At 47.3% G+C, this 16,994-nt stretch carries 11 protein-coding genes; 7 read left to right on the top strand and 4 right to left on the bottom strand.

Features of this window, described 5'->3' with window-relative positions; genetic code table 11:
* Positions 1 to 16 precede the first annotated feature (16 nt).
* Both DMI82_RS10320 and DMI82_RS10315 read right to left on the bottom strand, forming a co-directional pair.
* On the bottom strand, positions 17 to 1,147 hold the full coding sequence (locus DMI82_RS10320; protein ID WP_110103235.1) for a pyridoxal-phosphate-dependent aminotransferase family protein: 1,131 nt from the start codon (positions 1,145 to 1,147) through the stop codon (positions 17 to 19).
* A 48-nt stretch (positions 1,148 to 1,195) separates the two neighbouring features.
* Positions 1,196 to 1,759, bottom strand: coding sequence for an ECF transporter S component (locus DMI82_RS10315; protein WP_022426584.1), 564 nt, complete (start codon positions 1,757 to 1,759; stop codon positions 1,196 to 1,198).
* 443 nt (positions 1,760 to 2,202) lie between these two features.
* Between DMI82_RS10315 and DMI82_RS10310 the strand changes: the two genes are divergently transcribed.
* From DMI82_RS10310 to DMI82_RS10295, 4 genes are all read left to right on the top strand, one after another.
* A complete protein-coding gene (locus DMI82_RS10310; protein WP_059086908.1) occupies positions 2,203 to 3,333 on the top strand; it encodes a hypothetical protein in 1,131 nt (376 codons plus the stop codon).
* A 176-nt stretch (positions 3,334 to 3,509) separates the two neighbouring features.
* The gene (locus tag DMI82_RS10305) at positions 3,510 to 4,283 is read left to right on the top strand and encodes a class I SAM-dependent DNA methyltransferase (RefSeq protein WP_110103252.1); all 774 of its coding nucleotides are present in this window, start codon (positions 3,510 to 3,512) and stop codon (positions 4,281 to 4,283) included.
* A gap of 17 nt (positions 4,284 to 4,300) precedes the next feature.
* A complete protein-coding gene (hslO, locus tag DMI82_RS10300) occupies positions 4,301 to 5,182 on the top strand; it encodes an Hsp33 family molecular chaperone HslO (protein WP_110103234.1) in 882 nt (293 codons plus the stop codon).
* Between the two features lie 19 nt (positions 5,183 to 5,201).
* Positions 5,202 to 7,151: an NAD(+) synthase gene (locus DMI82_RS10295; protein ID WP_110103233.1), complete on the top strand. Its 1,950-nt coding sequence runs from the start codon at positions 5,202 to 5,204 to the stop codon at positions 7,149 to 7,151.
* 23 nt (positions 7,152 to 7,174) lie between these two features.
* Here the strand turns inward: DMI82_RS10295 and DMI82_RS10290 are convergent, their stop codons facing one another.
* Entirely contained in the window at positions 7,175 to 7,612 is a 438-nt protein-coding gene (locus tag DMI82_RS10290) for an FMN-binding protein (protein WP_110103232.1), read from the bottom strand.
* A gap of 167 nt (positions 7,613 to 7,779) precedes the next feature.
* On the opposite strand from DMI82_RS10290, the gene addB reads away from it, so the two are divergent.
* Both addB and addA read left to right on the top strand, forming a co-directional pair.
* Positions 7,780 to 11,202, top strand: coding sequence for a helicase-exonuclease AddAB subunit AddB (gene addB / locus DMI82_RS10285; RefSeq protein WP_330409242.1), 3,423 nt, complete (start codon positions 7,780 to 7,782; stop codon positions 11,200 to 11,202).
* A complete protein-coding gene (gene addA / locus DMI82_RS10280; RefSeq protein WP_110103231.1) occupies positions 11,183 to 14,905 on the top strand; it encodes a helicase-exonuclease AddAB subunit AddA in 3,723 nt (1,240 codons plus the stop codon). Before addB ends, addA begins: the two co-directional genes overlap by 20 nt.
* A 52-nt stretch (positions 14,906 to 14,957) precedes the next feature.
* On the opposite strand, the gene DMI82_RS10275 is transcribed toward addA, so the two are convergent.
* On the bottom strand, positions 14,958 to 16,418 hold the full coding sequence (locus DMI82_RS10275; RefSeq protein WP_192925808.1) for an RsmF rRNA methyltransferase first C-terminal domain-containing protein: 1,461 nt from the start codon (positions 16,416 to 16,418) through the stop codon (positions 14,958 to 14,960).
* Positions 16,419 to 16,674: 256 nt separating this feature from the next.
* On the opposite strand from DMI82_RS10275, the gene DMI82_RS10270 reads away from it, so the two are divergent.
* On the top strand, positions 16,675 to 16,992 hold the full coding sequence (locus DMI82_RS10270; protein ID WP_015527209.1) for a PadR family transcriptional regulator: 318 nt from the start codon (positions 16,675 to 16,677) through the stop codon (positions 16,990 to 16,992).
* The last annotated feature ends 2 nt before the right edge of the window (positions 16,993 to 16,994 follow it).

Here is a 16,994-nt window from a genome sequence, read left to right as displayed (position 1 = left end):
ATTGAAATCTCAGAAATTACTGCATGTTTTTGCAGAAGATATCCTCCATGGAAGCCTTAAGTGGAACGCTAAGCCTGCGTAAAGTTCCGTCTAGGGCTGCGAAAACTTCTCTTACATTATAGAATGTAGCGTTGTTTCCCATATGTCCGATGCGGATCACTTTGCCAGCCAGGACATCGAAGGAACCTGCCAGCATAATGTTGTAGTCTTTTTTTACTCCCTCAAGGATCGCTTCGGCTGTTGTGCCCTCCGGTACTTCAAAAACAGTAACTGTACTGGAATATCCGCTGTGCAGGTAAAGGTTCAGGCCTGCGCCTGTAATGGCATTTCGGGAGGCTGCGGCGATTTTGGCGTGGCGTGTAAGGATTCCAGGATCATCGGCAATGTTGTCAATAGCAGCCCGCAGACCATAGATATCGCTGATCGGCATGGTATATGGAAACCATTTTTCTTCATAATAATGTGTGAAGGTTGTGAGATTTGCGTAGAAAGAAGCAATGGGTGCCTTTCTTTCAGTCATTGCCTTCTTTGCATCACTGCTGACTACAACAAAGGTAAGTCCCGGAGGTGCAGATACCACCTTCTGTGATCCGCCGCACATGATATCGATCTGGCATGCATCAATGTTCAGAGGCTCGCCGAAGGAAGCGGAGACAGAATCTACAACGGTAAGGATCCCGTATTTTTTAAGAAGCGGGCAGATGGCAGATACATCGTTGAGCATGCCACTTGGAGTATCACCGTGTACTACGGTTGCATATTTGTAGTCATGGTTATCCGCAAGGAAGGCTTCCAGTTCCTTTACATCGAGAGTGTTCTGATAATCTCTGGTATAAAGCTCCGGTCTGCCGCCGTACATGGAAACAAAATCGGCAAAGCCTTTTCCGTAGATACCATTGTCCAGAACAAGAACCTTATCTCCGGGCTCAGTCATGGAAGCAATGGCAGCCTCCAGTCCAAGGATACCCTCACCGCTTAAGATGAGAGTTTCGTTGGAGGTATGGAGAAGAGAGCTGATCTTCTCGCAGGTTTCTTTATAAAATTCGACAAAATCTTCGTCCAGATCCGGATTTGTGCATTCCATGCTTCTTGCCAGACGGACATTTTCTGCGACCTGTGTAGGTCCCGGTGTCATGATCTTATACATAAGCTCACCTCTTGATCTTTATATTATTTCCGCAAATTACGGCAGCTGTTACAGCTGTTTTTTTAATCCGGTTTTTCTTGCTGCAAGGTTTAATGGTGTGATCACTACGAGAACGATGACAGCTGCAACACCGATCTGGACCAGGTTTCCCGGGATGGAAGATACCGGTGCCAGTGGATTTCCATAGATGATAACCTCTGCAAGGTAGTATCCTGCAACCTTGATCACGCAGGCTGCGGCAATGGCGATCACATACCATTTCATGTTCTGATGCCGGGGATCTTCTGTGAGCTTACCTACTGTGAAGCCCATGATCCCAACAATAATCAGAGTAAATGGTGCCCACAGGGTCCATCCGGAGAGAAGGTCAAAGAGACCCATTCCGATCCCACCGGCAATGGCTCCGGTTTTCTTTCCAAATAAAATGGCACCGATGAATAACGGCACATTTCCAAGGTGGATCAGTCCGCCGTTGGCTGCGATCGGAAGCTTAACATTAATAAATGCGGTGAAGATATAAGTCAGTGCAACAAATGCGGCTGTAATGGTGAGAAACTGAACAGATGAAAGCTCCTGGTCAGTTCTCTGAGATGTCTGAACTGCTTTTTCCATAGTGATAGATCCTTTCCCGAAAACATCGATGTATGGATGTCCTCTTTTCATATATTTTTGGTTGGGTATACTTTACAACATGAGTGTACATGAATAAAGACACAATTATAGAAAAAAAAGAGGGGACAGATTTAAGGAGATATTTGTCATTAAAACAGGAGGCTTACTTGGTGGGGAATAAACCAGAACTTTCGTAATGAAGGCGTAAAACGGGAAATACAGGATCAGCATAAGAAGAGAATAAGATAGGTATATCTGGGAAAATTATAATGTTAGAAAAATCCTGTACGGAGCAGGATATCTGCTTACAGGATATTCATAAAGTACAGGGAGAAATCAATTGACAAAGCTGTAATAAAATCGTAAACTATAGCAAAGAGTGTGTTCAGGAGTGAATATTCCGGACACACTTTGTGACTGATGATGATTATGAGGAGGATACTATGAAGAATAAAAAATTTATTGCACTTTTAGCTATGACTGTTGCTCTTTCTGGTGTCATGACGGCATGTAGTTTCGGAGGAGGAAAAGAGGACAGCGTGGTTGTGGAGTCTACTCCTACTCCGACACCGGCGAAAAAAGCGAAGGTTACACCGACTGTTGCAGCAGACGCACAGAATACAACCTATACATCCAAGGATAAATCCGTAGCGATCAAGCTTCCAGATGCAACCTGGGCCAACAAGTCCGATGAGACAGATATGGTAAGCTTCGAGTCTCCGGACCAGGGCAGGATCCTGATCCTTCACGGCTCCGGTGCAGATCTGGAATCTGCAGTGATCCCGAACTCCCAGGATATGGCAGTTTCCATGACACAGGCAGAGAACATGGTAAATGGAACCGATTTTGAGATCCAGGATTACAAGGCAGATCAGAAAGACGGAATCAACATTTATTCCTATACTGTGAAATATAAGGATACGACCAAGAGTGACGGTTATGTATATGCTATCAACAAATACTTTGTAAATGACAGTGAGTATTACAGCCTTGTGGCATCTGTTAAAAAAGAGGATGCTCTGAAAAAGGTTCAGGAGTCTGTCGACAGCTTTGCAATCCTTGGTGATTCCACTCTGAAGAGTGCGGCAAATGGTTCCGCAGCCAAGACTGCCGGTAAAGGTAATGCAGCAGCTTCCTCTGACGGAAGTGCATCTGCAGATGGTAATGCAGCAGCTTCTTCTGACGGAGCAGCAGATGGAACTACAGCTGCCGACGGAAGCACATCTACAGACGGAAGTGCAGCATCTGACGGAACATCTACAGACGGAAGCAGTACATCTGATGGTTCTTCCAATGGAACTGCATCCACTGACAGCAGCTCCTCCGGTGCTATCGTAAATGGCGGATTTACAGATGAGCAGCTTGGCAACACAGATGAGACAAGAACTATTTACAGAAACTCCGATGGTAAACCACGTGTTATCGTTCCGGACGGAAACGGTGCATGGATGGATAACGAAGGAAACCGTTTCACCTTCTCTTCTCAGTATGACTGTGATGTATATGAAGAGGATGGAACAAGCTTCTACTGGCACGGTGAGGCTGCAGACGTATACTATATGCCTGTACAGTAAAGCCTGGAGCAGCAGGAGATTCGGTTAGATAAGAATTCCGGGATCACAGCTTTTGTGGCTGCGGTCCCGGATTTTTTGTGTCATATTATGTCAGAGGCGTATACTTATACAGGAAGACATGGTATAATGTGAACGCTGCGGGCGATGGAACGCCCGGAAAATATTTGGAGGTTTTTATGGAAGCATACAGTGATTTCGCCAGAGTTTATGACATTTTCATGGACAATGTGGAATATGAAAAATGGGCGGAATATCTTATAGGAAGTCTTAAAGAATACGGAATTGAAGATGGGATCGTGCTGGAACTTGGCTGTGGGACCGGAGTGATGACAGAGCTTCTGGCTGAGTCCGGGTATGATATGATCGGTGTGGATAACTCTGAGGAAATGCTTGGCGAAGCCATGGAAAAACGTGCAGAATCCGGTCATGAGATCCTTTATCTGGAACAGGATATGCGGGAGTTTGAACTTTATGGAACGGTACGTGCTGTCGTCAGCGTCTGTGACTGTATGAATTACATCACAGAGGAGGATGATCTGCTTACTGTATTTAAACTGGTGAACAATTATCTTGATCCGGATGGAATTTTCATATTTGATATGAACACCCCGTATAAATACCGGGAAATGCTTGGAAATACGACTATTGCAGAGAATCGGGAAGAGGGAAGCTTTATCTGGGAAAATGAATTTGATGAGGAGACCGGGATCAATGTGTATGATCTGACTCTGTTTCTTCCGAGAGAAGATGGTCTTTATGAGAGAGACGAGGAAATTCACTACCAGAAGGCCTATGATCCGGAGAAAGTAAGGGAACTTCTTGAAAAGGCAGGCCTGATCCCGCTGGCGGTTTATGACGCATACACCAAGGATGCACCGAAGCCGGACAGCGGAAGACTGACTTTTGTGGCCAGAGAACATGGAAAGGAAATTCCGTCAGACAAGAAATAAAGGAGGAAATTTTTTATATGAGTGATTATATTGTAAGAGCAACAGCGGCAAACAGCCAGATCCGTGCATTTGCGGCTGTTACAACCGATATGGTGGAGACAGCGAGAAAGAATCATAACACCAGTCCGGTGGCAACAGCGGCACTGGGACGTCTCCTTACCGGCGGTGCCATGATGGGAGCTATGATGAAAGGGGAAAAGGATCTCCTTACACTTCGGATCCATGCAGGCGGACCACTGCAGGGAATCACAGTAACTGCAGATTCTCACGGAAATGTAAAGGGCTATGTGGGGAATCCGGATGTATGTATCCCGGCAAACAGCAAAGGCAAGCTGGATGTTGCGGGAGCTGTCGGCGTAGGCTTTATGGATGTGATCAAGGATATGGGACTGAAAGAGCCATATGTGGGACAGGTTGCTCTTCAGACCAGCGAGATCGCAGAAGATCTCACCTATTATTTTGCAACCAGCGAGCAGGTTCCGTCTGCGGTAGGACTGGGTGTGCTGATGAATAAGGATAATACAGTCCGTCAGGCGGGAGGCTTTATTGTACAGCTGATGCCTTTTGCAGAGGAAGAGGTGATCGCAAAGCTTGAGGAAAACGTATCAAAGATCGATTCTGTTACCAATCTTCTGGAGCAGGGGCACACACCGGAAAGTCTTCTTGAAAAAGTACTGGAAGGCTTTGACATAGAGATCAATGATACACTGCCCACACAGTTCCATTGCAACTGCTGCAGAGAGCGTGTGGAAAAAGCGCTGATCAGCATCGGAAGAAAAGAACTTAACGAGATGATCCAGGAAGGCAAGGACATTGAGACGAACTGCCATTTCTGCAATAAGAATTATAATTTTACCGTGGAAGATCTTAAGAGGATCATAAGAGAGTGCAAGCGATAAAACTCGGGAGGAAGAAAAAATGAAGCATGGTTTTATCAAGGTGGCAGCGGCAACGCCGAGAGTTACCGTTGCAGACTGCAAGGCAAACGGAGAGGAAATCCTGAAGGCCATTCATGAAATGGAAAAGGAACATGTCAAGCTGATGGTATTTCCGGAATTTTGTATCACAGGATATACCTGTCACGATCTTTTTCTCCAGAGATGTCTTCTGGACAGTGCGTGGGATGAGCTTCTGCATATTGCAGAGGAGACAAGGGAGACGGACGCCCTGATCTTTGTGGGACTCCCGCTGCGTCACAGAGGCAAGCTCTATAATGTGGCAGCAGCTCTGAATCATGGCCGTATCGTGGGATTTGTGCCGAAGACGCATATTCCGAATTATAATGAGTTTTATGAGCAGAGACAGTTTGCAGGTGCAGAGGAAGAAGATGTGGAATTTGTGGACTTCCTGAAGTGCGAGAAAAATGAGGAGGATGAGTTCTGGGATGAAATTCCTTTTGGAACAGAGCTGATCTTTGAATGTAAGGAATTTCCGGAATTCACCGTTGCAGCAGAGCTTTGTGAGGATCTCTGGGTCCCTGCGCCGCCAAGTATCCGTCATGCCGTCAACGGTGCGCATATCATCGTTAATCTTTCTGCCAGTGATGAGATGGTAGGTAAGGATTCCTACCGGAGAACTCTGATAAGCGGGCAGTCAGCACGACTGATCTGCGGATATATTTATGCCAGTGCAGGGGAAGGGGAGTCTACCCAGGATCTCGTGTTTGGCGGACAGAATATGATCGCAGAGAACGGTTCCATGCTTGCGGAAAGCAGACGCTTTGAGAACGGCATCATTTACAGTGAGATTGATGTGCAGAGACTGGCTGATGAGAGAAGAAGAATGTCCACGTATCCGGCAGTTTCTACCTGCAGTCATACAAGAGTTGATTTTTCCGTAGCAGAGGAGGAAACAAGACTTACCAGAAAATATCCACAGTATCCCTTCGTTCCGTCTGTGAAGGAAGAGCGTGATGAGCGCTGCGAGGAGATCCTGAACATCCAGGCTATGGGACTTAAGAAACGTATGGAGCATATCCACAGCAGGAGTGCGGTAGTAGGACTTTCCGGAGGACTGGATTCTACCCTGGCGCTTCTTGTAATGGCACGTGCCTTTGACCGGATGGAAATGCCGAGAGAACAGATCCACTGTGTGACCATGCCATGCTTTGGAACCACAGACAGAACCTATCAGAATGCCTGCAAGTTAAGCCGCTGCCTTGGTGCAAGGCTTACCGAGGTAAATATTAAAGAGGCGGTAAATATCCATTTCCGGGATATCGGACATGATCCGGAGATCCACGATGTGACGTATGAGAACAGCCAGGCACGTGAGCGTACGCAGATCCTGATGGATACGGCAAACAAGGAAGGCGGTGTTCTTGTGGGAACCGGAGACCTTTCCGAGCTGGCTCTTGGCTGGGCAACCTATAATGGCGATCACATGTCCATGTATGGTGTAAATGCTTCTGTCCCGAAGACACTGGTACGTCATTTGGTACGTTATTATGCGGATACCTGCGGAGATGAGGAACTGAAGGAGGTTCTTCTGGATATCCTGGATACTCCGGTAAGCCCGGAGCTTCTTCCTCCTAAGGATGGCAAGATCGCCCAGAAGACGGAGGATCTGGTAGGACCTTATGAGCTTCATGATTTTTATCTGTATTACATGCTGCGTGCAGGATTTACACCGGATAAGATCTACAGGCTTGCCTGCCTGACCTTTGATGGGATTTATGATAAAGAGACGATCCTGAAATGGCTGAAAACCTTCTATCGGAGATTTTTTGCCCAGCAGTTCAAGCGTTCCTGTCTGCCGGATGGCCCGAAGGTAGGTAGCGTGGCACTTTCTCCAAGAGGAGATCTCAGAATGCCAAGTGATGCAAGTGCAAGGATCTGGCAGGATGTGCTGGAGAAGATTGAAATCTGAATGTAGATCGCAAAGCGGAGAGCTTAAGTGTTCTCCGCTTTTTTTACTGCATCCGTGATAGCTGAAAGGAGTACCTGGGAGGTATATTTCCGGTCTCCTGCGTACTGAATGTCTTCCAGGGACTGACTGGAATAGATCTGACTTGCCAAAGAATCCAGAACCGGTTCCATAAGAGGATAGGAAGCTTTTGTGGTTTCATTTAAATTCACCAGACGGATGGCCTTGATCCTGTCAGCATTTACAGTAACTTCCACATCGAAGGTATTCTCGTTCAGGGTGATGGAAGAGGTATAGACGCCCGGCTTGTAGCGGGATTTTTCGCTGTCTGTATGACTGGTATTTTTTCCGGGACCGAACATGAAGAAAAGAACGACAGCCAGAACAACAGCGAGAGCCAGAAAGACAGCTGTGTAAATGATCTCTTTCATATGTAGGACGATGATCCTGGTTTTGGAACTCATGGCGCACGCCTCCCAAAGCTTTTTATATAGTTTATTATCGGGAGGGAGGATTTATGCCACAGCTGTGCGCAGGTTATTCGATACTGTGCCTAGAAAAATAAGGAAAAGAGCAGGCAGATATTTCAGAATATAGTGAACGACCGTTCTATAGGAGCAGAATTTGTGGTATGATAGGAATACTTCAGGCGCAGGATGGCGCCGGAATGACTGAAAATCTGCAAGTGATCGGGAGGATGAAGATGTCATTACAGTTTATCATAGGAAGTTCCGGAAGCGGAAAATCCTGTTATGCTTATCAGAATATCATAGAACAGGCAGGGCTGCATCCTGAGAAGCTTTTTTATGTGATCGTGCCGGAGCAGTTTACCATGCAGACCCAGAAGACACTGGTGGAGATGAGTCCGGGCAGGGGAATCCTGAATATTGATATCCTGAGCTTTGAGCGTCTTGCATACCGTGTTCTGGAGGAAGTTGGAGGAGACAGCCGCATCCTTTTGGAAGAAACCGGTAAGAGTATGGTGCTGCAGAAGATGGTACAGCAGCATGGAAAGAAGCTTTCCTATCTGGGAGGTCAGATGCGTAAAGCGGGATACCTGGATGAAGTGAAGTCTATCCTGTCGGAGTTTATGCAGTACGATATCCGGGACAGTGAGATCCAGGAGATGATCGAGGATTCCGGTGACAGAGCGTTACTTCAGATGAAGCTGAAAGACGTAGCTGTTCTTTACCAGGCATTTACCGGATATCTGAAGGATCATTATATGACAGGAGAAGAAGTAATGGATGCGCTGGAAAAAGCTCTTCCGTTTTCTGAAAAAATGAAAAACAGTGTACTCCTTCTGGATGGTTACACCGGTTTTACGCCTATTCAGATGCGTGTTGTGGGAGAACTTCTTGCTGTCTGTGAGAAGGTGATGGTAACGGTGACCATGGATGCGGATGAGAATCTGAGCATGAGAGGAAAACCTTATCAGCTTTTTTATATGAGCCGTCAGATGATCCACGGGCTTTCGGAGCTGACCAGGGAGATCGAGACACCGGTTCTTTTGAAGGATGTGGGAAAATCCCGCTTTTCCCAGGCACCTGCCCTTCATTTCCTTGAAAAAAATATCTTCCGTTACCGAAAAAATATATATAAAAAAGCGCAGGATGAGATCTGCATGTTTTCGGCAGTGAACCCGCAGAAGGAAATGGAAGAAGCTGCCCGCCGGATCGCCAGACTTGTAAGGGAAAAGGGCTGCCGTTACGGTGAGATCGCCGTGATCACAGGTAACCTGGAGGAGTATGGAAATCTTGCAAAGCAGGTATTTACAGCAGCAGGGATCCCGTATTTCATTGATGAGAAGCACACGGTCCTGATGAATCCGTTTGTAGAATATTTCCGGGCAGCACTTGAGATGGCAGTGCAGGATTTTTCCTATGAGAGTGTATTCCGGTATCTCCGGTGCGGAATGTCCTGTGTGACCAGGGAGGAAGCAGACCTTCTGGAGAATTATGTGCTGGCTCTTGGTATCCGTGGATTTAAGAAATGGGATGAAGTGTGGGTGCGTATTTACCGGGGAATGCCGCCGGAAAGCATTCAGAGGCTTAATGAGATCCGGCAGCGGTTCGCAGATGAGACCAGAGAGATTGCGCTAAGCTTTAAAGGTGGGAAAAAGACGGTGCGGGAATACTGTACTTTTCTCTACGAGTTTGCAGTGCGGAGCCAGGTGCAGCAGAAACTGAAGCATCAGGAACTGAAATTCAAGGAACAGGGCGACAAGGCCATGGAAAAGGAATATGCCCAGATCTACGGAATTGTTATGGAACTTCTGGATAATATGGTGGAGATCCTTGGAGAGGAAACCGTGAACCGCCAGGATTTCCGTCAGCTTCTGGAAACAGGACTGAACCAGGCCAAGGTGGCTCTGATCCCGCCAAGTATGGACCAGGTACTTGTGGGAGATATGGAGAGAACCAGGCTGAAGGATATCCGTGCACTGTTTTTTGTGGGAGTAAATGAAGGGAATATTCCGAAGAATACATCTGGTGGAGGAATGCTTACGGAGATTGACAGAGAATTTTTTAAAGATCAGGGGATCCAGCTTGCACCGGGGCCAAAGGAACTGATGAACATGCAGCGATTTTATCTGTATCTGAACATGACCAAGCCAAGAGAACTGCTCTGTCTGTCCTTCTGTCAGTCTGACAGCCAGGGAAAAGCCCTGAGTCCGGCCTTTCTTGTCAGTAATATCCGGGAGATGTTTCCGGAAATGGAGATCCGGCAGTGCGGAGATATGCAGGAACCTATGGAATTACTGGAGCTTCCGGGAATCAGCCTGGATTATTTCCTGAGAGGGCTTGCAGGAGAAGCTTACCAGGATAATGCGGTCTTCCAGGAACTGTACAGCTGGTATCTTCAGAGCCCGGAATACCGGATCCTTGTAAAAAAACTTACAGAGGCATCTTTTTCAGAACGACCGTCAGACAAGATCGGAAAAACAGTGGCAAAGATCCTCTATGGAGAAATTTCCCCGTACAGTGCTACCCGGCTGGAGCGTTTTGCGGCCTGTGCATTTGCACATTTTCTGCAGTATGGACTGAAGATTACAGAACGTGCAGAGTATGAGTTCCGGGCTATGGATATGGGAAATGTCATGCATATGGCACTGGAAAAATTTGCGGTGGAAGTCCGAAAAGAGGGATTGGACTGGGCAGAGCTTACGGAGGAAGAGCGAAACCGTATCATAGACAGCTGTCTGGATCAGGTTTCCGCAGATTACGGAAATACGATCCTTAAAAGCAGTGCGAGAAATGAATATATGATCGAACGGACCAGACGTATTTTGCGGCGTACCGTGTGGGCTTTGCAGGAACAGCTGAAGCATGGAGCATTCCGGCCGGAAGGATTTGAGGTGAGGTTTCAGGGCGGAAGGATCGACCGTGTGGATATCATGGAAGAGCCGGAGAACAACCGGGTCTATGTGAAGGTGATCGATTATAAAACCGGAAATACTTCGTTTGATCTGCTGGCGTTGTATCATGGCCTTCGGCTTCAGCTGATGGTCTATCTAGATGGAGCATTACAGGTGGAAAAACGGAAGTATCCGGATCGCGAGATCGTTCCGGCCGGTGTGTTTTATTATAATGTGAAGGATCCTATGATACAGGAGAAGATCCATGCGGATATGGAAAGCATCAATGAGCAGATGCTGAAGAAAATGAAAATGAACGGGCTTGTACAGGCAGATGATAATATGAGTACCAAAATCGACAGCACTATGGCCTCCATACCGGTATCCCTGAACCGGGACGGAAGCTTCAGCAAAAGATCTTCTGTTGCCTCAAGGAAGCAGTTTGATGCTCTGGGAGCGTATGTGCGGAGAAAGATCTGTGACATCAGGGAATCGATCCTGGATGGAAATGCGGCAGTGGAACCCTATGAACTTGGAAAAAAGAATGCCTGCACATATTGTCCGTATCTTACTGTGTGCGGCTTCGACAGGAAGATACCGGGATATGAGTTTCACAGGCTGTCGTCCATAGAAGAAGATGCACTGTGGAAAAAGATCATGAAGGGAGAGGAAGAGAATGGCAGTGAAATGGACTGAGGAGCAGAAAAAGGTCATCACGCTCCGGGACCGGAATATTCTGGTCAGCGCAGCAGCCGGTTCCGGTAAAACTGCAGTGCTGGTGCAGAGGATCTTAAGTAAGATCATGGATCCTTTGAAACCGGTGGACATTGACCGTCTTCTGATCATGACATTTACAAGGGCGGCAGCGGGAGAGATGCGGGAACGTATCGAACGTGGACTGGATCAGGCACTGACTGAAGATCCGGATAATGAGCATCTGCAGAGACAGATGACGTTGATCCATACGGCACAGATCACTACCATTGACGGCTTTTGCGCCTATGTGATCCGAAATTATTTTCATCTGATCGGACTGGATCCGGGTTACCGGACTGCAGATGAGGGTGAACTGAAGCTTTTGCAGGAAGATGTGCTGAAGGAGCTTTTTGAGGATCATTATGCAGAAAGAAAGGCAGATTTTACTGCATTTGTGGAATGCTATGCGCCAGGAAAAACGGATGAAGGACTGAAGGAACATGTGCTGGAGCTTTATAATGCTGCGATGAGTAATCCATGGCCCGAAAAATGGCTGGACAGCTGTGTGGAGAATTATCATCTGGATCCGGAAAAAGGTCTTGAGGGAACGCGATGGTTCCGATATCTGTGGGAGGCTGCAGACTGCGCACTGAAAGAAGCGGAAGAGCTTACAGAAACCGCAATGAAGACCTGTCAGCTCCAGGATGGACCGGAGCTTTATCTGGAGGCTCTGGAAAAGGATATGATACTGATCCGGCAGTTAAAACAACTGTCCGTTAAAAGGGATTATGATGAGATAGCGCAGAATCTCCGGAATCTGAAGTTTGCAAGACTTTCCTCAAAAAAAATGGAGGGAGTATCGGAGCAGCTGAAAAATCTGGTAAAAACTCTTCGCGAAGATGCAAAAGATAATCTGAAGGAACTGGGAATCCGATATTTTTACGGAAATCTGGCTGAGCTGACGGAACTGACAGAAGCATCTGCACCACCGCTGGAGATGCTGGTAAAGCTGACAAAGGATTTTGCAGAACGTTTCCAGGCAAAGAAGCGTGAAAAAAATGTTCTGGATTTTTCAGATATGGAACATTTTGCCCTGGACATCCTTCTGAAAAAGGAAGGAGAAACCTATGTGCCCAGCCAGGCGGCAAGAGAGCTTTCTGAAAAATATGATGAGGTCCTGCTGGATGAGTATCAGGACAGTAATCTGGTTCAGGAGATCCTGATGCAGACAGTTTCCGGCTGGGTCAATGAACGCAAAAATATCTTTATGGTAGGAGATGTAAAGCAGAGCATCTACCGTTTTCGTCTGGCCCGTCCGGAACTGTTCATGGAAAAATATAAGAGCTATTCACTGGAAGACAGTCCGGAACAGCGGATCGACCTGCACAAAAATTTCCGAAGCAGACCGGAAGTCCTTGAAAGTGTCAACTTTATTTTCCGGCAGATCATGGGAGAAGATCTGGGAGGAATTGCCTACGACGAGGCGGCAGCTCTGTATCCCGGAGCTTCTTTTCCGGAAGGCCAGGATCCGGAATTTGTAAAAACAGAGATCCTTCTTGTGGATAAATACAGTCCGCTGCTGGAAGAGGAGGATGAAGAAGTAACGGAGAATGAGAGAGAGCTGGAGGCCCTTGCCATTGCAGGAAGGATTCGATCTATGGTAGGGCATGAACGGGTGCTGGATAAGGAAACGGGAGAGTATCGACCTCTTCAATATGGAGATATCGTGATCCTGCTCCGATCTGCTTCAGGCTGGGCTGAAACCTTCGGGGAGGTTTTGAGTGCAAGAGGGATACCGGTATATACGGCTTCCAGAACCGGATATTTTTCTGCAACAGAGGTTGTGACACTGCTGAATTATCTCCGGATCTTGGATAATCCGCTGCAGGATATTCCCATGACCGGCGTACTGCGTTCACCGATCGTTGGATGTACCACAGAAGAGCTGGCTGAGCTTCGGATCGCATATCCGGAAGGAATGATCTATGAATGTGTGTGCAGGTTTGTGGAGGACTACAGAAAGCATGGGAGCTTTGAGGAAAACAAAAAAATCCTCGGAGAGAAGCTGTCCTGTTTTATGGACACCATGAATACACTTCGTGATAAGGCGGCTTACACGCCGGTCCATCAACTGATCCTGGAGGTACTTGCACGTACCGGATATGGAGACCATGCAAAGGCAATGCCAAATGGTGAACAGAGGAATGCAAACCTGAACATGCTTGTGGAAAAGGCAATGGAATATGAGAAGACAAGCTATCGAGGTCTTTTTAATTTTGTAAGATATATCCAGAAGCTTCAGCAGTATCAGGTGGATTACGGGGAGGTAAATCTTTCCGGAACCGGGGAAAGTGCAGTACAGATCATGACGATCCATAAGAGCAAGGGACTGGAGTTTCCGGTAGTGTTTGCAGCAGGAATGGGAAAACGCTTTAATTTCCGGGATATGAACGCAAGTATCCTGATCCATCCGGAGCTGGGGATCGGTGCGGATGCGATCCTGCCGGAGAAGAGGATCATCGCTCCATCCCTGTGTAAGCAGATCATACGGAGAGCGCTTCTGATGGAAAGCCTCGGAGAGGAGCTGAGGGTACTTTATGTAGCGCTTACACGTGCAAAGGAAAAACTGATCCTCAGTGGAACTATTGGAGCCCTGCATCCGGAATTGGGGGAATTGTCCGCATTAAGGGACAGTGAGGAACCATTGCTTTCTCTGGGCAGGAGGCTTGGCGGGAAGACTTACTGGGATTATGTGCTTCCGGCACTGGCAAGACATCGATGCATGGCACCATTATTTCATGAATATGGCATCTTTATGAATACCGCAAATCCTCTGTACAAAGATCCGGCAGAATTCAAAGTTACACGGGTCACAGCACGGGAACTGACAGAAAGTGAGGTTATGGAACAGGCAGAGCGGGAAATGAAGAAGGAAACACTGGAGAACTGGAATCCGGGCAGAGTTTTTGACAGTGAGATCCGGGAGGAGATCCAGAGACGTTTTTCCTTTGTATATCCCTATCACTATCTGGAAGATCTTCCTGTGAAGGTGAGTGTATCAGAACTGAAAAAGCGAAGCTACCACAGTGAGCAGGATCTGGAAGAAACGGTGGATTATGAGACGGAAGAAGAGATCCAGCCGCTGGTTCCCCGATTTATCGAGGAGAAGAAAGAGGAAGGGTATACAGGGGCACTTCGTGGAACGGCTTATCATCGTGTAATGGAATGCCTGGACTATCAGAAGACAGCAAACAGGGATGAGATCCGCAGACAGCTGAGAGAATGGGTTGACGCCAGGAAGATGGAAAGAAAAGAGGCTGAGTCGGTCCGGGTAAAGGATATCTGGAATTTTGTGGAAGCACCTCTCGGACAGCGGATGAAAGCAGCTTCAGAGAAGAGACTTCTGTTCCGGGAGCAGCCTTTTGTGATCGCAAGAAAAGCTTCGGAGCTTGATCCGCAGTGGCGGTGTGAGGAAAATGTTCTGGTACAGGGAATCATTGATGCGTATTTTATAGAGGATGAAGAAATCGTTCTGGTGGATTATAAAACGGACTTTGTGAGACGTGGAGAAGAACAGAAGCTGATCGACCGTTATCATGTACAGCTGGAGGATTACGCCCAGGCGCTGGAACGGATGACAGGCCGGAAGGTGAAGGAACGGTATATTTATTCGTTTACTCTTGGAGAAGCGTTCAGTCTCTGATCTGAAAATGAAATGATATGTTAATGTGGGCAGATATCCTGCGGCGGAGAGATTACACTCTCCAGCCAGCAGGATATTTGTTTTTCAGGATCCCGTTTACAAGCTTTCCGAAGCCGAGAGGATAACCGTCCACACAGAGAAGGTGCCAGCCTTTTTTGTGAGCGGCCTCTTCCGGCTCGATCATAAGAGTTTCGCCTTTCAGATAACGGGTAAGCCGCTCGTCGGAAACCGGCAGGGAGATAACTGCTTCCACATCTCCTTTGTGAAGCGCCAGCGCCAGAGGTTGAGACGGCTCAAAACGGTTTTTCTTCAGATCACCCAGGTAGAGGCCGTTTCGAAGAAAGGAGATTCCGCGGAGATCCAGCGGGAAGGGCAGCTGATAGTATACTTTATCTTTGCGGACTTCCACACGGTTCCAGTCAAATTCCTGACCGCCAATGGTTTTCAGGCCGATCTCAGAGAAAAATTCCTCCAGCCATTTCCGGGTATTTTTGTCCGGTCCTTTTGCGGAAAAGCGGAAAACGGGTGGAAGAGAGTCACCTTTTTTGCGGAACAGGGCGAGAAAATGACCTTCGCCATCCATTTTGTGTGGAAAGATTCGGACGCATTTTTGAAGTTCTTCCGGATTAAATGCATTTAAGCTTAACGCGATTTCGGAATCGGAAGTGTCTGCTGTGCCGGCATATTCCGGGCGGCCGCTGGAGAAGCCTTCATATTCTGGCATTTCCATAAGTTCCATATCCGGGCGTTGTCTGAGAAGATAGGCTACCACTTCTTCGTCTTCACATGGGGAAAAAGTGCAGGTGGAATAAAGCAGCATTCCGCCCGGACGGAGCATATCGGCAGCTTTTAAGACCAGGTCTTTCTGGATATCAGAAAGCTCAGCAGATTTTTCCGGTGTCCAGTCGCGGGCAAGGGCTTCCTCTTTTCGGAACATGCCTTCCCCGGAGCATGGAGCGTCCAGAAGGATCTTATTGAAGAAAGCAGGAAAACGCTGGACAAGTTTGGCGGGCTTTTCGTCGGTGACGAGCATATTTTTCATGCCAAAAAGCTCCAGATTCCTAAGAAGGGCTCTGGCTCTGGAAGTACTGATATCGTTGGCAAGGAGAAATCCGGTGTCATTTAAGGCTGCACCCAGGGCAGTGGCTTTTCCTCCGGGAGCTGCGCAGAGGTCCAGGACAAAATCTCCAGGTTCGATAGGAAGCCTGGAAGCCGGTGTCATGGCACTTGGTTCCTGGAGATAATAAAGACCCGCCTGGTAGTAAGGACATCGTGCAGGGCGGCTTTCCTCCTCGTAGAAGTATCCGGTATTGATCCACGGGATCGGCCGGATAGGGAAAGGGGAAAGCGCCTGAAAATCCTGGCAGGAGAGCTTGGCGGTGTTTACACGTAGACCGTAGGTGCGGGGATTTTTGTAGCTTTTCAGGAAAGCATCATAATCATCTCCCAGCATTTCTTTCATACGCTCCAGAAAAGGAAGCGGTAATGTCTGTATTTTATCTGAATCTGTCATAATTTCCTCCATAATATAAACTTGACTCTTTCGGATATTGTGTGAAAAGAGTGGTTTCCGAAAAATATTATAAAGTATAGAGGGATTTTTCTAAATACTATTGACAAAACTATATTATACGATATATAGTATTATTCACAGAACAATATTACATGACTTATCATGTGAGCGTTGGATCGTGAAGTGATCGCGTTCATCAGCATGTAGTAAGACGGAATGTGAATGTCCGTTTTACAGGTCATAGAGAGGTGAGCAGATGGTATTTAATACAGGAGCAGCCCTCCTGGATGCGATCGTCCTGGCTGTTATTTCCAGAGAGAAGGACGGTACCTACGGGTACAAGATCACCCAGGATGTGCGAAGTGTTCTGGAGGTTTCAGAATCTACGCTGTATCCGGTCCTTCGCAGGCTTCAGAAGGATGAATGTCTGGAAGCCTACAATATGGAATATGCAGGCAGAAACCGGAAATATTATAAGCTGACAGATAAGGGCGCAGCGCAGCTGAATCTTTACAGAAGTGAATGGGAGATCTATTCATCCAAGATCACCAGGATGTTTGAGGAGGGAGTTTGATT

It is taken from the genome of Blautia sp. BCRC 81119, assembly GCF_003184505.1.
In the GTDB taxonomy this organism is placed as follows: Bacteria; Bacillota; Clostridia; order Lachnospirales; family Lachnospiraceae; genus Blautia_A; species Blautia_A fusiformis.
This window is presented reverse-complemented; position numbering and strand designations above follow the sequence as displayed.

What these genes read in the sequence shown, in the direction of transcription:
- DMI82_RS10320 (WP_110103235.1), bottom strand. Translation starts at nt 1,147, where the DNA reads ATGTATAAGATCATGACACCGGGACCTACACAGGTCGCAGAAAATGTC.
- DMI82_RS10315 (WP_022426584.1), bottom strand. Translation starts at nt 1,759, where the DNA reads ATGGAAAAAGCAGTTCAGACATCTCAGAGAACTGACCAGGAGCTTTCA.
- DMI82_RS10310 (WP_059086908.1), top strand. Translation starts at nt 2,203, where the DNA reads ATGAAGAATAAAAAATTTATTGCACTTTTAGCTATGACTGTTGCTCTT.
- DMI82_RS10305 (WP_110103252.1), top strand. Translation starts at nt 3,510, where the DNA reads ATGGAAGCATACAGTGATTTCGCCAGAGTTTATGACATTTTCATGGAC.
- hslO (WP_110103234.1), top strand. Translation starts at nt 4,301, where the DNA reads ATGAGTGATTATATTGTAAGAGCAACAGCGGCAAACAGCCAGATCCGT.
- DMI82_RS10295 (WP_110103233.1), top strand. Translation starts at nt 5,202, where the DNA reads ATGAAGCATGGTTTTATCAAGGTGGCAGCGGCAACGCCGAGAGTTACC.
- DMI82_RS10290 (WP_110103232.1), bottom strand. Translation starts at nt 7,612, where the DNA reads ATGAGTTCCAAAACCAGGATCATCGTCCTACATATGAAAGAGATCATT.
- addB (WP_330409242.1), top strand. Translation starts at nt 7,780, where the DNA reads ATGATAGGAATACTTCAGGCGCAGGATGGCGCCGGAATGACTGAAAAT.
- addA (WP_110103231.1), top strand. Translation starts at nt 11,183, where the DNA reads ATGGCAGTGAAATGGACTGAGGAGCAGAAAAAGGTCATCACGCTCCGG.
- DMI82_RS10275 (WP_192925808.1), bottom strand. Translation starts at nt 16,418, where the DNA reads ATGACAGATTCAGATAAAATACAGACATTACCGCTTCCTTTTCTGGAG.
- DMI82_RS10270 (WP_015527209.1), top strand. Translation starts at nt 16,675, where the DNA reads ATGGTATTTAATACAGGAGCAGCCCTCCTGGATGCGATCGTCCTGGCT.